The organism is Bacillus sp. NPDC094064, assembly GCF_050279585.1.
Classification (GTDB): domain Bacteria; phylum Bacillota; class Bacilli; order Bacillales; family Bacillaceae_G; genus Bacillus_A.
Genome location: NZ_JBNNUI010000013.1, coordinates 67174 through 82679, shown reverse-complemented (window position 1 = coordinate 82679; position 15506 = coordinate 67174). Strand labels below are relative to the sequence as shown.

The 15506-nt window shown below is 33.0% G+C and carries 15 protein-coding genes and 2 pseudogenes; 7 read left to right on the top strand and 10 right to left on the bottom strand.

The features are described 5' to 3' along the window. Positions 1–125: 125 nt before the first annotated feature. Entirely contained in the window at positions 126–776 is a 651-nt protein-coding gene (gene catA / locus ACQKNI_RS23650; RefSeq protein WP_088233147.1) for a type A chloramphenicol O-acetyltransferase, read from the bottom strand. 200 nt (positions 777–976) lie between these two features. Between catA and ACQKNI_RS23645 the strand changes: the two genes are divergently transcribed. Then, a complete protein-coding gene (locus tag ACQKNI_RS23645; RefSeq protein ID WP_088233146.1) occupies positions 977–1159 on the top strand; it encodes a DUF4021 domain-containing protein in 183 nt (60 codons plus the stop codon). 43 nt (positions 1160–1202) lie between these two features. Here the strand turns inward: ACQKNI_RS23645 and ACQKNI_RS23640 are convergent, their stop codons facing one another. Continuing rightward, positions 1203–3434 (bottom strand): MMPL family transporter, encoded by a 2232-nt coding sequence (locus ACQKNI_RS23640; RefSeq protein WP_088233145.1) that lies wholly within the window; start codon positions 3432–3434, stop codon positions 1203–1205. Positions 3435–3558: 124 nt separating this feature from the next. On the opposite strand from ACQKNI_RS23640, the gene ACQKNI_RS23635 reads away from it, so the two are divergent. Beyond that, complete coding sequence (locus ACQKNI_RS23635; protein ID WP_140417530.1) at positions 3559–4176, top strand: TetR/AcrR family transcriptional regulator; 618 nt, start codon at positions 3559–3561, stop codon at positions 4174–4176. A gap of 109 nt (positions 4177–4285) precedes the next feature. Here ACQKNI_RS23635 and ACQKNI_RS23630 read toward each other — a convergent pair whose 3' ends face one another. Further along, positions 4286–4696 carry a GNAT family N-acetyltransferase gene (locus ACQKNI_RS23630; RefSeq protein ID WP_088233143.1) on the bottom strand — a complete coding sequence of 137 codons (411 nt, stop codon included), beginning with the start codon at positions 4694–4696 and terminating at the stop codon, positions 4286–4288. Between the two features lie 532 nt (positions 4697–5228). Here ACQKNI_RS23630 and ACQKNI_RS23625 point away from each other — a divergent pair. Further along, positions 5229–5669, top strand: a complete 441-nt coding sequence (locus ACQKNI_RS23625) for a MarR family winged helix-turn-helix transcriptional regulator (RefSeq protein ID WP_088233142.1) — start codon at positions 5229–5231, stop codon at positions 5667–5669. Between the two features lie 33 nt (positions 5670–5702). Next, the gene (locus ACQKNI_RS23620) at positions 5703–6524 is read left to right on the top strand and encodes a class I SAM-dependent methyltransferase (protein ID WP_088233141.1); all 822 of its coding nucleotides are present in this window, start codon (positions 5703–5705) and stop codon (positions 6522–6524) included. Between the two features lie 339 nt (positions 6525–6863). Here ACQKNI_RS23620 and ACQKNI_RS23615 read toward each other — a convergent pair whose 3' ends face one another. Together ACQKNI_RS23615 and ACQKNI_RS23610 are read right to left on the bottom strand one after the other, a co-directional pair. Then, on the bottom strand, positions 6864–7310 hold the full coding sequence (locus ACQKNI_RS23615) for a HEAT repeat domain-containing protein (RefSeq protein WP_088233140.1): 447 nt from the start codon (positions 7308–7310) through the stop codon (positions 6864–6866). A 312-nt stretch (positions 7311–7622) separates the two neighbouring features. Continuing rightward, the gene (locus ACQKNI_RS23610) at positions 7623–8516 is read right to left on the bottom strand and encodes an alpha/beta fold hydrolase (protein WP_088233346.1); all 894 of its coding nucleotides are present in this window, start codon (positions 8514–8516) and stop codon (positions 7623–7625) included. Positions 8517–8712: 196 nt separating this feature from the next. On the opposite strand from ACQKNI_RS23610, the pseudogene ACQKNI_RS23605 reads away from it, so the two are divergent. Next, positions 8713–8931: pseudogene (locus ACQKNI_RS23605) on the top strand (DUF2441 domain-containing protein); the annotation flags it as partial. Between the two features lie 65 nt (positions 8932–8996). Here the strand turns inward: ACQKNI_RS23605 and ACQKNI_RS23600 are convergent. Beyond that, positions 8997–9878 carry an MBL fold metallo-hydrolase gene (locus ACQKNI_RS23600; RefSeq protein WP_140417548.1) on the bottom strand — a complete coding sequence of 294 codons (882 nt, stop codon included), beginning with the start codon at positions 9876–9878 and terminating at the stop codon, positions 8997–8999. Positions 9879–10020: 142 nt separating this feature from the next. On the opposite strand from ACQKNI_RS23600, the gene ACQKNI_RS23595 reads away from it, so the two are divergent. Together ACQKNI_RS23595 and ACQKNI_RS23590 are read left to right on the top strand one after the other, a co-directional pair. After that, positions 10021–10758, top strand: coding sequence for a ZIP family metal transporter (locus tag ACQKNI_RS23595; RefSeq protein WP_088233348.1), 738 nt, complete (start codon positions 10021–10023; stop codon positions 10756–10758). Positions 10759–10839: 81 nt separating this feature from the next. Further along, a complete protein-coding gene (locus ACQKNI_RS23590) occupies positions 10840–12540 on the top strand; it encodes a pyruvate oxidase (protein ID WP_088233349.1) in 1701 nt (566 codons plus the stop codon). Positions 12541–12585: 45 nt separating this feature from the next. Here ACQKNI_RS23590 and ACQKNI_RS23585 read toward each other — a convergent pair. The 4 genes and pseudogenes from ACQKNI_RS23585 to ACQKNI_RS23570 form a co-directional block, all read right to left on the bottom strand. After that, positions 12586–12723 (bottom strand): annotated as a pseudogene (locus tag ACQKNI_RS23585) (peptide ABC transporter permease); the annotation flags it as partial. 219 nt (positions 12724–12942) lie between these two features. Then, entirely contained in the window at positions 12943–13245 is a 303-nt protein-coding gene (locus tag ACQKNI_RS23580) for a heterocycloanthracin/sonorensin family bacteriocin (RefSeq protein WP_140417549.1), read from the bottom strand. Positions 13246–13569: 324 nt separating this feature from the next. Continuing rightward, positions 13570–14571: an ABC transporter permease gene (locus ACQKNI_RS23575; RefSeq protein ID WP_088233350.1), complete on the bottom strand. Its 1002-nt coding sequence runs from the start codon at positions 14569–14571 to the stop codon at positions 13570–13572. Position 14572: 1 nt separating this feature from the next. Continuing rightward, positions 14573–15439, bottom strand: a complete 867-nt coding sequence (locus tag ACQKNI_RS23570) for an ABC transporter permease subunit (RefSeq protein ID WP_098253440.1) — start codon at positions 15437–15439, stop codon at positions 14573–14575. Positions 15440–15506: the final 67 nt, after the last annotated feature.

Below are 15506 nucleotides of genomic sequence, written 5' to 3'. Positions count from 1 at the left end.
ACTACAAATCACCCTATATTTTCCACAATTACTTAGTATTAATGAATAATAAAAAGAGACCATGCAATATAAACATGATCTCTTCTATTATTCATTTTCAATTGTATATACTTAAAAATTAGTTGTTATTTAAGCCACTCGTTGCAAGTATGACTTAACTCCTGCAAACCTTCTATAAATCGACTCGCATGATATCCATCACAAACCGCATGATGAACTTGCAATGAAACTGGTAGCATAACCTTATTTTCTTCATTAAAATATTTCCCACAAGTTATAATTGGTACTAGAAAATCAGCATCATTATTAATATTAAGATTAAATCCAGTAAAACTAGTCCAAGGTATGCTAGAAATCGGAAATACATTCGGCGGAATATTTTCTTTCGTGAAAAGACCATGAACATTAGCATAGCATCTCATATCTTCTTCATAGTTTTTATAGAAAATATGGAAATCACTATAATAATCCGTCCATATACTCGAAAAAGATTTATCATCTTTATGAAAAACTGTATAGCTGGGTATCATCTCCTCCCAATAGCCTAATACTCCTTCATCATTAAAACATGTTCGAAATTCTTTATGTTTATTTATTATTCTCGAAATTATATAAATAAAAGTCGGATAAAATTTAATTTCATTTTGACGTACTTTCTCTGTCAAAAGCGTAATATCAACATTTGCTGTCATACTAAACGTACATTTTAATTTTAAATAATGTTCAAAATACTGCTCTCTATTCCAATTTTCTCTATCAATTACATGAAACTTCATTTTATTAGCCTCCTGAAATTTTCTTTTTATTTTAGAAGGCTAATTTCCTTGCTTTCACCATAATTGTTCACTCCTAACCGTTTACATTTCACCATAATTGTTTATTTAATTATATAACATCTTTAAGAATCCATTCACATATTTCTGGAAATCCATCCACATACTATACATACATCAAATGAAATTTGGAGGATCCATAAATGAATAACAAAAATGTAAATAAAAAAGAAACTGTTACCGAAATCGCTACACCAATTCAAAATAATAACACTGTAAATCTTACTATCGAAGAACAAGCAATGAACGGCTTATATGGAATGCCAGAAACCGATATTGAAGATGTTGATCATGCTGCAACTGATGATCTGGCTTCAAAAAATTAATTACATTGAAAAAAGCCAAGGAAAATATCCTTGGCTTTCTCAACTATGCATCCACTTTTTGTATCTCTTCACTCTTTCTTGAAAGTTTCCCTGGCCAAAAAGCAAAACGGCCTAAAACAACTGTAATTGCCGGTACAAGTAATGGTCTTACAATAAATGTATCTAGTAATACACCGATTGCTGTTACAATACCAAATTGTACTAAAACTTGAATTGGTAACGTACCTAACACCGCAAAAGTTCCTGCTAAAATTAAACCTGCCGATGTAATGACACTACCTGTTTGTATAACGCCATTTTTTACTGCATCCAAGTGATTTTGTTTCTTTCTGTTTTTCCACATTTCTGAAACCATAAAGATATTATAATCTTCACCTAAAGCAACTAAAAATACGAATGCGTATAACGGTATTGCACCCTGAATAGCCGGTGCTCCCATACCGAAATGAAGTAATATCCATCCTGCTCCTAATGCCGAGAAGAATGATAAAACGACCGTTACAATTAAATAAATCATCGCAACAATTGATCGTAAGTAAACTAGTAACAATAAAGCTATAATACTAATCATTACTGGAATAATAACTGCTTCATCACGTTCTGTAATTTGCTTTGTATCATATAATGAAGCCGTTTCTCCACCAATCCATAGTTGATCTTCAGCATTACTAATCTCTGCATCTTTTAATACTTTTTCTACACTATTTTTCAATTTAGGGATTTGATCTAATGCTTCAATTGAGTATGGATTTTCAGCTAAAGAAACTTCATACATTTTAATTTGCTTATTTTCTTTACCCTCTTTTGGCTCTTTCACTGTTTTTACGAAAGAAAATTTCTCCAGTTCTTGTTTAACAGGAAGCTCTTTTCCTTTCGTATCAACAACAACTTTTACTGGCGCTAGTTCACCAGCTGAAAAATGATCACTAATTAACGTAAACCCTTCACGTGAAGGCATATCTTTTGGAAACGATTCTAATAAGTCATACGTATATTGAATACGTGGTACAAATGAAGCCAAACCACCTAATACAAAGACGGTGAGCATAATTATTGTCCACGGTCTTCGGACTACAACATCACCTAGTTTTTTGCTAAAGGTACCTTTTGACTTTTTAACTTTTACGACTTTCTTTTTCTTTCTTGCAAATTCCTCATTCATCGAAGTTGTTCTTGGTATAAATGGGAAGAATGCCGCTCTACCGAAAATTAATAAAAACGCTGGTAAAATTGTTAAAGCAGCAATTCCCATTATGAATACAGCAACACTAAATGGTACTGCGAATCGATGAAAGGCTCCATAATGAGCAAGTAATAACGTTCCTAATCCAAGTACGACAGTTAAGGCACTCATAATAATGGCCCCGCCAGATGCTTTAATCGCAAGTTGCAACGCTTTATATTTACTTTCTTCTTCTAATAAGTACTCTCTATATCTTGAAATTAAAAATAGACAATAGTCCGTTCCAGCGCCAAACAATAATACTGTCATGATTGATATCGCTTGGGCATCTACTTTAATCCATCCATGATCTGCTAAAAAACCGAGTGTAGGACTAATAATACCGTATGCAAAACCAACAACAAGTAAAGGTAAAATTGCTAAAATCGGTGAACGGTACAGTAAAATTAATAAAACTAATACGAGTAATACGGTAGCAACTAACAATTTTACATCCGCTTGACTAAATAAACTAACCGCATCCGTTTGAATACCTACAGGTCCAGATAGTCGAACATGTAAACCGGATTCACTAATTTTTCGTTTGAATGGATCTTCATCGACCTTACTATTCACTATGTTTCTTAAATCTTCAAGATTTCCTTTTAATATATCCGTCCCAGCAGATTTATTAAAAAATACTGGTGTAACAAATGATGTACCATCTTTTGATGCACTTTTTGATAATACTTGTTCCGGTATTGTATCAAATGGTGGTAACGTTGATTGTTCTTTTAAAGGACTATTCTTTAACTCTTTATAAACGTCCTGTATGAGCTTATAGTCATTTGACTGTAGTCCACCATCTCTATGCCATACTACTAACAACGGATTTCCTGCATTATTAGGAAATTCTTTTTTCATTACTGCTTCAGCTTGCTGCGACATAGCAGTTTCAGGTAAATTTTTCGGATTCGGTTCTTTCGTATTATTTACTTGTGGTAACGTAAATGAAAGTAATAATGTAATGAGGACCCAAACCGATAAAGTTATCCATTGTGTATTTTTCCCTGCTACAAGCCTCCCTAACATATGTAACGGGTGCTTTTTCATAAAAAAACCCACCTTCCTTTTTCCCTCCATTATTAATTATATATACTGGTCGGTTAATTAATCAAGAATGAATAAAAATTTGTGTTATAATTATCTTAACAATACATGTCAGGAGCGAATGAATTTGGAACAAAAACAACGTCCTCTTGGAAGGCCTCGTCAAAATAAAAATACAAAATCTACAAAAGAACTAATTTTAGAAGTTGCAACTCGATTATTTCTTACTCAAAATTATCAAGTAGTTTCCATGGATGAGGTCGCGAAAGAATGCGGTGTTACGAAAGCAACCGTCTACTATTATTATTCAACAAAAGCCGATTTATTTACCGCTACTATGATTCAAATGATGTTGCGTATACGAGAAAATATGTCTCAAATACTCTCTACAAATAAGACTTTAGAAGAAAGATTATTGGACTTCGCTAAAGTCTATTTACATGCAACGATGGATATTGATATGAAAAATTTTATGAAAGATGCAAAACTATCGTTATCTGAAGAGCAATTGAAAGAATTAAAAGAGGCTGAAGACAGCATGTATGAAGTATTAGAAAAAGTAATCGAGAATGTAATGCAGATTGGAGAAATCCCGAAAAGAAACGCTGAATTTGCCGCTCATGCTTTCGTATCTTTATTATCAATCGGGAATTTTAAAGATGAAAATCACAATCCTATTCTTCCAAATATAGATGAATTAGCACAAGAAATCGTTTCTTTTTATTGGAACGGGTTAAATCATTAATATGAAATATATCCACTCTAATAAAAGAGCATGTTTGAAGTAATTTTAAACATGCTCTTTTATTATTTATTAAGAGTTCAATTTATAAAATAGTAATTAAATTATTTTTTTAACATCGTTTAATGTGTTTTGTCATCCCAATCGAGAATGCTTCAAATCCGATAGCTTCATAGTAAGATTGCAATTTTTCTACACACATAAGTTGCGGAATAACCTTATGTTGTTCACAATGCTGGATTAATCGTTTCATTATTTCTTTCCCGATGCCACTAGACTGATATTTTGGCAATACACCCACTCCACAAATAATGCCTGTTATGACTCCATCTGATATGACACGCCCCATCCCTACTAACCTCTTATCATCAAAAACATAAATTGCATACCAACTTTGTTTACACATTCGTTCTAACTCGTTAACCGTTAATTTAAGAGAGTTCCATCCTAAAGATTCATATAAAGCTAATAATCCATTGAAGTCTGTTGGGTGTTCAATTGTGTAGCTTATACTATTATTCATGTGAATACTCCTTATTCTCTCGTTTGTTTGTATTTCGTAAAATTACCCTTAATATGAAATTAACTTAAACAAACTTCCATATAAACGATATAATTCCTTCTCAACATATAATAAAAAGAAGTTAACCTCACCACAGTTAACTTCTTTTATATAAAACTACCATTATATTATCAACCAAAAATCATACAGCTACATACGATAAGAACAAACAAAACTAATAAACCATTTGAGAAATAACCCATACAATACTACCCCTTTATTAAATTATGTAATAGATTTTATCATAAAATGATTTACAACATAATAACTGAAAAAGACATTATATTCATTAGTTATATATGTTTAGTAATATTTTATTTCCAATCATATTCTCCTTTCCTAAAATAACTACTCAAACACATCGACTTCAGTCCACATAAATTCAAAAACGACAAATTAGTAAATAAAAATTTACCATATTAAATAAAATTAATTGATTTATAGTTAAATTAGTAATAAAATAATTACTAAATTCATAAAGGAAGAGAAAACAATGGCCCATAACGAATTATTAAACGAATACATGAATTTATTATTAAATATGTCCGGTACTTTTAAATTACTATCGGAGAAATCCTCTGAGTTTACACATTTAGAGCAACACGTAGTGGAGTATATCGTCCAGCAAAAAGTACCTGTAAATTTAAAAATGATTGCTAGTTACTTAAACATCCCTAAGCAACAATTAAGTGTAACAGTACGTAACTTAGAACTAAACGGATATATTGTAAAAAAGCAAGATACGGTAGACAAAAGAGCTGTATTAATTTCTTTGACAGAAAAAGCTGAAAAGGTGCACTATGAGAGGTGGAAACAAATTTATAATAATTTCACAGTTAATCTCGATACATTATCTGAAGAAGATCAACGGGATTTAACTTACGGATTGTATAAAACAAATAAAATGCTTTCAAAAATGTTAAATAACGACTAATTATATTGTTTATTATTAAACGGAGGATGTTTCATGGTTAAAGAATTAGATTTACAATCAGTACAAGGTACTATGCTTATTCCGCTATGGGGGCGAGCATATGGCAGTAAGAACAATAAGGATATTTTAGATGATACAGAAGCTATTCGGATTATTAAAGAATGTGATTTTAACTTCTCAGCAATAGCAAATACCTTTGGTGAATACGGGTGTATCACATACATTACCCGTGCACGAAAAATAGACGATACTATAAAAAGATTTATAACAAAACATCCGAATGCTACTATTGTAAATATCGGTTCTGGACTAGACACTACTTTTTCAAGAATTGATAACGGTACAATACACTGGTATAACCTTGATTTACCCAATGCAATCTCTTTTCGAAAAACGTTAATTGAAGATACACCGAGAAATATTAGCATTTCTAAATCATTTTTTGATACTTCTTGGTTTGACGATATAAAATATAATCCGAACGATGGTATTCTTTTTATATCAGCAGGTGTGTTTTATTACTTTAAAGAAGAAGATTTAAAAGAAATCATAGTCGCTATGTCAAACCGGTTTCCTGGAGGAGAATTATATTTTGATGCTGAATCAAAATTCGCACTGAAACTTTCGAATTCTACTGTAAAAAAATCTGGTAATAACGGCGCTATGATGTATTTTTACGTAAACAATCCAAAGACAATAGAAAAATGGTCATCTAACATAAAAGTGTTGAACTGTTCCCCGTTCTTTAAAGGTATACCTACAAATAAAGATTGGGATGGAAGCACACGTATAATGATGAGAATTGTAAACTTAATAAAGATGTTGAAATTTGTTCATTTGCGGTTCGAAAAATAATAAATAAAGAAGACCCTAATAAATTTTAATTTAGGTCATAGATGTTAAACTTAATACAATCAAAAGCAGGAACATATTTGATATGTACAAAATGTTCCTGCCTTTTGATTATGGGGACCGGTTCATAACCATCTAGCTAAGACTTTGAAATACTTCAAAATCAAAAATTTCATCACACCACAATTTCCTATGAGAATTCAGTGCATTTTTTCAAAACAATCTATACTATGAAAGAAATAGAATAAGCTGCCCATATGGACAGCTTGTTTACATAATTATCGAAAGTGGTAGTTACTTATAAGCTGATTGTAATTGGATAAAAAATAAAAATGGATTCCATTAGAACTTCTTCTCATAAGCAAAAGAAGCCCTTCTTCTAACATATTCATGTTCATCAACTAAAAATTTCTCAAGGATCCTTTGTATTTCTGCGGTTGTTTCATCCAATTCTCCTAGACCGTATGCAATCTGCCATCTTGCATCTTGGTCTGGAAAGGATACAGTATGTTTTGCTAACGAAACCAATTGATTTGGGAAGTTAATTAAATGATAAAGAATTATTTCACACTCATTATCTCTCGCTAAAATATAAAGGAACTCATTAAGTAAATCTTCATTCCATTGTTTAACAGGTATCTCTTGTATTAATTGTTCTGCTGCTTTATTAATCTTATCCCAATGAAGGTAATCAGTTTCCCATTCCCCATAGGAAGTATCGGCTGTATTAGCCCATAATTTAAAACTTTTTATTTCGTTCAGCAATTGAATCATAATTTTATTTTCCAATAGAAATCCTCCCTAAACTATGTATATTCCATTCACTTCAAGTTAACATAACGTCACATTATCGGTAGCAAAAAAAGGAGAAACCCCACTCTCACAAGGGAACCTCCTTTTTTGTTCTATGGATCTATGCGTTTTTTATACAGTCCTATACTGATGCGGTTTTAGGATTCTTTTTTGTTATTGGATTAACCGAAAAACTGTATAAAATTTCGTATGCTCTTAGCGTAGGGATTTTCCGAAATGCTAGCGATCCCCTATAGTTTCTTAATAAAAGCTTCCACTCTATTAACTTGGTTTGATCTTAACATCCTCCTATCGTTCCAAAAACTCAATAAGCGTTTCACATACTTTATCCGTCTCCTCGATATCTGGAAAATGCGCACTATTTTCAAATATAACAAGTTTACTATTTTTCAATTTTCTCGTTATTCTATTACTCATTCCTACACCCGTGTTATAGTCATGCGCCCCGACTATGACACACGTATCAATTTCTAAATCTTTAATGCGCTCAATAAGCGGTAAAGGTGATTTTGTTTCAAAAATAACTTTACTCATCTTCCCTGTATTATTTAACTGACTTTCCTCCCAAAGACTTCGATTTAACTTTGCAAATTCTTCACCTTTAAACAATAGTCGATCTACAGTTTCTTTATCAACTATATTCCACACTTGATTATATCTTTCTTTTAAAGGAATTTCTGACTTGCTTATTATCGATATTTGTTCTTTCATTTCCCCTTTCGTTACTTGTAGAAAACCTTCTATCTGCACAGTATACATATCATTAAAATCATCTAACAATGGTGCTTGTAATACCATTTTTGCGACCTTTTTCGGATATTTCAAAGCATACTCTAAACAAAGCTGTCCACCAAAAGAATATCCTAACAAATTTATCTTCTCTACATTTAATTGCTTTCTTAATTCCTCTAAATCTTCAACTAGAGTATTGATTGAGTACTCACCATCATCTTGTGGTGCCTCACTTCGTCCACATCCTCTTTGTTCGTAATAAACTACAGTCATATATCCTTCTAACCTCAACCCAAGTGTTCTTTCGAATACATAATGATTACCACCTGGACCACCATGTACAATAATAAGAGGAACTGTATTATGAGCTCTCCCTGCAACTTTACACCAATGCAAAATCTCATTGATTTTCAAATAGTGTACACCATCTTGCAACATATACTGAATCACTTATCTTCTCTCCTTATCGCTCATTTACTGCTACTTAAATGTACATATTCTAATTATTAGCATTTTCTCCTTTATTTTTCCGCCTCTAATCTCTTTCCTATTCTGATTCGAAAATTACTAAAACAACAAAAATAAACTTCACATCCATATGAAAATAACTAGGAATTAACAAAAAAACACAACTCAAAATATTTGAGTTGTGCAGATTGTTAAACTACGAGTGACTGGAAATTCTTTTGAAGGTGATGGGAACCTTTTACCGAAAGAAGATGGTATTCCTTTCTCTCAAAAAATTGAACAAGCTAGAGAGTATTGGAAAGGAAATATTAGAAATGAACTTCCTGAGCTACTGATTAATGGCGAAATTGAAGTGGTGGACATTATTGATGATTTTTCAACTGCCAATATGCTATAAACCATATACAAAAAAGTATTGAATTAACCTTCAATACTTTTTTGTATATTCTAATTGAATTATTATTACCTTTTAACCATTTCATAACCATTTACAAAATACTCTATCGTTTCTAACTCATCTTCATTTAATTCTCTATCTATTTCTTGTTTATACGCTGCCTTTATCTTCTCTCTATCACCTTTAAAAGTCTCTGTATAGGTTCCTACTGTTTTCAATAAATGAATTTCTTGTAAAAATTCAGCCCGATTTATAGCCGTCCCATGAGAAAGAATATATGTCTCAGCATCAAATCCCTCTAATTCTTCAATTAACTTAAATGTTCGTTTCGTCGTATAGTTCCTCTTTGCCGAAAAAATATCTGCATATATACAGTCTCCTAAAAACAATATCTTTTCTTCTTTAATATACATAACAACAGAGTCATGTGCATGATCTCCTCCAACATGTTTTAACACACATGTCACTTCACCAAGATCTAATTCAAGCTGATTCTGGAACGTTACGGTCGGAGGAATAATTTTAATGTTTCTTGGTTTTTCACTAAACTCTTTTTTGATACAATCCGCACAAAATTCAATTTCAGTACCTTCTTTTACTCGTGCGTCTAGAGCTGCATCTGTCCATTCATAAGAAACTAATGTATTCATCTCTTTTTTTGTTTCAGAATACGCAATAGATAATGCATCTTGCAGTACAGGCAATCCAAAAATATGATCCCAGTGCCAATGGGTTAACGCCACAAAATCAGGACTTGATACATTCTGTTCTTTTAACATTTCTAAAAATAATTGTGCATGTGCTTCTGAATTCCCTGCATCAATCATTAAAGTTTTCTCTTTTCCAACGACCATTCCTAATATAGGTCTATCCGTTTCAGAAACAGGTGTCATATACCAAAATGAGTTTCCTATTTTTTTAATTTGTTGCATAACTAATCCCTCCATTTACTACTACTCTCTTCAATTTAATATGTAAATTATAATAAATTTACAGTTTTTTCTCTATAATTAGTCATAATAATTTGGACTAATCTAACTTTCCCTCTCGTAAGCTAAAAATAAGGGTATAGAATCGGAGTGTGATACTATGGAACGATTATGGATTCCAATGATTGTTACGTTTTTTTCATTCGGGGGATTACTATTAGGAGGGGCAGTTGGAGTAGCAACACGCCAACTAATTGAAGAAAAAATGCATCGTTTATACGCATTATGTGGTGGGATTTTGTTTGGACTTTTATCACTTGAAATTATTCCTGAAACATTTTCAGGCTATGAAATAATTGGTCCTATACTTGGTATAGCTATCGGTATTTTAGTTATGAGCTTATTAGATAACTATTTTCATCATCCAATGATACATAAAAAAGATCAACAAGCATGGCAAACTTTCCTTTTTCTCTCTTTCGCTATATTCATTCACAATATGCCAAGTGGATTCGCCTTAGGCACAGCTTTTATTAGTCATGCCGAATCTGCCATTCCCTTTTTAATAGCAATTGTTATTCATCATATTCCAGAAGGATTAGCTTTAATAATCCCCTTTCTCTTTACAAAGCATAAATATATTTCCTTTTTATTAACAACTTTATTACTCTCTCTTATTCTCGGTACCGGTACGGTTTTTGGCATTTTGATGGAAGGAAAAGCTCTTCACCTGCAAGGGCTCATTATGGGAAGTGCTATCGGTTCACTTGGCTATGTCACAATTCATGAAATGCTTTGGAAAGCTAAAAAACAGCTCTCTTTCCTTACGTTTTTAACATGGGCAACTAGTGGTTTATTACTAATAACAGTATTTACACTATTCGCTGGTCATCATTAAAGCTAAAATTTTTTTCATTTGTATATTTTTCCTTTTTCTCCAAAACATAATGTTATCTACCTATTATAAGGAGGAACCATTATGTTTGAGAAAACAGCTGGTGAAGCATTAGTTGATTTATTAATTGACTGGGGAGTAGAACACATATACGGTATGCCTGGGGATTCCATCAATTCTATAATTGAAGCTTTAAGAAAAAAACAAGACAAAATTAAATTCATCCAAGTTCGCCACGAAGAAGCTGGCGCATTAGCAGCGGCTGCCTATGCGAAATTAACAGGAAAACTAGGCGTATGTATGGCTATTGCAGGACCAGGTGCAATCCATTTACTCAATGGTTTATATGATGCCAAACTCGATAAAGCCCCTGTACTAGCAATTTCAGGACAAGTAGAAAGCGATTTGCTCGGAACAGATTTTTTCCAAGAAGTAAACTTGGAAAGAATGTTTGATGATGTTGCGGTTTATAACCAGCGCATTATGTCAGCAGAACAGTTACCTGCTGTAGTGAACCAAGCCATTCGAATGGCTTATACGAAAAAAGGTGTGTCCGTTCTTACTATTCCAGATGATGTGCCGAAATTTGAAGTGAAAAATGGTGCTCGTGTTACAAACACTTCTTTTACATTGCCTGAGCTATTTCCTCAAAAAGAAGATTTATCTGCCGCGAAACTCGCAATAAATGAAGCGACAAAGCCTGTTATTTTAGCTGGAAAAGGCGCAAAACATGCGAGAGAGTCTTTACTTGCATTTGCAGAACACATTGGCGCTCCAATCGTTCTTACCTTACCAGCTAAAGGAATTATTCCTGATGAACACCCTCTTTGTATCGGTGGATTAGGATTAATTGGAACGAAACCTTCTTATGAAGCAATGAAACATGCGGATACTTTAATTATGGTTGGTACTTCTTATCCATTTACTGGTTTCTTACCCGAAAAGGCAAAAACAATTCATATCGATACAGATCCTGCCCAAATCGGAAAGCGTTATGTGACAGATATCGGCTTAGCTGGTGATGCTGATAAAACATTAAAATGGTTAGTTGCAAATGTTGAAAAACATGAAGACCATACTTTCTTAGAACACCATCAAGAAATGATGAAAAAGTGGGAAGAAAAATTACACAATCAAGAAGAAGACTCATCCACTCCAATTAAACCACAGCGAGTTATGCATGCCTTACAGCAAGTGGCAGAAGATGATGCAATCCTTTCAGTCGATGTTGGCAATGTAACAGTATGGACAGCAAGACATTTCCGTATGACAAACCAACAATTTATCATTTCTAGCTGGCTTGCAACACTTGGTTGTGGTTTACCTGGTGCCCTCGCTGGGAAAATTGCGTTCCCGGATAAACAAGTGTTTGCAGTTTGTGGTGATGGTGGGTTTGGAATGACAATGAACGACTTTGTAACAGCTGTTAAATATAAGCTACCAATCGTTGTTGTCGTATTGAACAACAATAAAATTGCTATGATTAAATTCGAGCAAGAGGTTATGGGTAATATAGAATTCGGCACAGATTTAACAAACCCTGATTTTGCAAAATACGCAGAAGCTTGTGGTGGTATTGGATACCGTGTTGAGAATTTAGATGAACTACTTCCTGCTTTCGAAAGTGCAGTAAAACAAAACAGACCGTGTATTATTGATGTAGTTGTAGATGTAAATGAAGCACCAATGCCAGCAAAAATCACATTTGGTCAAGCAGCTGGTTATACGAAACATATGATAAAAGAATTATTTGAAGAAGGTAAAATTGATTTACCTCCCCTTTAAACAAAATAAGATAGCTGAAAACAAATTGTCTTCAGCTATCTTATTTTATTTTTGTACCTCTCTATAAAAAGAAATATTATTCACATTAGACTGTATTTTCTTATCTACTTTCACTTCTTTATTTTCCCTCTTTGGCCTTTTCACATTTCCTAGCTTAACTGCCTCTTGCATACTATTACTAATATCACGAATGATTTTTGAGTATTCACATTAATATTATCTACTTAATTAAGTCTTTTTTTCAAGTGACATATCAGCGATATTTTATATCTATTTCGTATATGTGTTAGCAAGCTCGTTTGCAAACTTGTTAGCGCTTTTTTATAAAATTTGTATAATGCTTTAAAAAGTATGAATCCGTTTTAATCAATCTTTTTCAAAATGGATTCCTTTTGTCTCTTATCAATATTCATATGTTACAATAGTACCAGTAGTATCAGTAAAACCATTAAAACAATTAGAGCAACCACCACAACCGCCACAGCCGCCACAGCCGCCACAACTAAAGCAACCGAAGCAACCAAAACAACGGAATCCACCACAACGAAATCCACCACCACCACAACGACCACAACCGCCACAGCGACGAGCAGCATCTTCTATATAGTAATATGGATATTGATTTTGCTGGTCCCAATACACAATATTTCCAGAATGGTAATCATTCAGGCTTAACGTTTGTAGTTCTTGTTGAAACTTATTCATTTTCATAACCTCCATTTATTAACTACGACCCCATAGATGCTTTCCTATATTTCTGTCTGTTAAATCTAAGTAGAAATAGCGCTATAAACTAAGTTCAATACGTACACCAACAAAATATGACCTATCACTAGATGATGCACCTTGTTCATATACCCATTTTTAGTTTTTTTACTATGGGTTCATTTTTATAAATGGAAATTATAATTTCCCTGGTGCACTTGCTGGAAAAATTGCTTTTCCGTATAAACAAGTATTTGCAGTTTTACCTCCCCTTTAAAATATAAAAAAGGTAGCTGAAAACTTATTATTTTCAGCTACCTTCCTCTATTTTGATACCTCTCTATGAAATGAAAAACCGTTCACGGTAGGCTGCGATTGTTTCTCTACTTTCACTTCTTTATCCTTCTTCTTTGGCATTCTTACGTTTCCTAGTTTTATCGCATCTTGCATACTATTACTAATCAGATTTCCCGACAATATTGTCATACTATAGAAAGCGATTGGTATTAATACAATCCATGTGTGTGTAGTTAAGTGACGGAAGTTTTGGCCAATTAATCCTGTCCATTCTTTTGTTACACTATCTGGATCTAATCCAAACATTATCGTTCCTCCGAAAAACAACTTAAGTAAACCAAGATGCATAAGAAGTAATAGCACACTTACAAATTGTTGAGCTACTAATAAAAGAAAAGATGGTAACATATGTGGCCATACATGGTGCTTCAGTCTCTGCCACTTACTTCCTCCAAGCACTGTTGCCGCTAACATAAATTCTTCTTTCTTAATACGCTTCACTTCTTGCGCTACATACAACATAACTGTCGGTACTGCAAGACATGTAAGAACTAAAATTTGAAATGCAACTCGCAAATGAAACGGAGCAGCTGCCTCCCCACTGTCGAACATTAAAACTTCCTTTAATATAAAATAGGAAATCATAATCATCGGTACAATACTAAAGGGATCAAAAAAGGATGAAATAACTGGAAATGAGCGTTTACTGTACATACCAAGTAATAAGCCAATAGCTCCGCCAATTACTACACGTAAAACTGCGATAACGATACTCGCTCCTACGGTCCATTTTGCCCCTTCTATTATTAATTGAAAAAGATCGCGTCCTTTCACATCAGTTCCGAACCAAAATTTACTAGATGGTGAAAATGGAGCAGCCTCTAATTCTCCCTTCTCGTTATACATCATCGTTATTTCACGAATATTCCCATCAAAAAACACCGTATTTCCAATACTAACAATCATTAATACACTCAAAAAAGTAACACCTATCCAAAATCTAACATCCCTTTTTACAACTTGCCACATGTTACACACGCTCCTTTATAACATTTTGCAGCAGCGTATGTAATATACGAAATAGTATAAAAAGCGGTACGTATAATATAACTAAACTCACTGTAAATATTTCTAATTTAGAATTTTCTTTTACAAAAACAAACATGCCGTACGTATTAAATAGCCATTCAATAATATATAAATTTGATAACATAAATAAAATATTTGTTTTTGCATAATAGACTGTTGTTAACAAGACATTTCTTGAAATATGATGCGTCAAAATATATCTTAAACTTAATCCTTTACTCTTGGCAAATATACTATAATCTTTCTCTAATTCTTCTCTAAAACGTAATAATAGTAGCTTAATAAATAATAATGTTGTAGGTATAGCAAGGCATATTATTGGTAACATGCGCACTTTTTCCTCACCCAATCCCGCATGTTTCACCGGCATAAATCCTGTTTTTTGAAAGATAATTACAACTAGAAGCTGAGATAGTAAAATTAATAAAATATCTGGAATACTTTCAAGCGCTACAAAAACTCCATTCCATATTCGTTGCTTTGATTGCGAGCGTTGTAATACCCACACGACGATAAAATATGCAATAAGTAAAGATAGTATAAATGCGGAAAGGAACACAAACATTGTCTCTACATAATGAATCCATATTTGTGGAAATAACTTTCTTGAATTCCGAAATCCATAAGTAATTTCACCCGGTTGAAGTAACTTCTCTCCAAGAAACACAACTGTGTTCCAAAAACCGATTAAATCAATTTGCAGTCCTTTAAATAAACGTGGTAGCGCCCCTAAAAAAAGAATACAAATAAATGCGGCAAACAATTGTAAACATGTAACCCCACACCACTTACCAATTCGAATAAACATAACAATTACCCCTTTTATTTAAATGAATATTCAGAAATAAATACCATGTATTGTGCCTATACCTTGT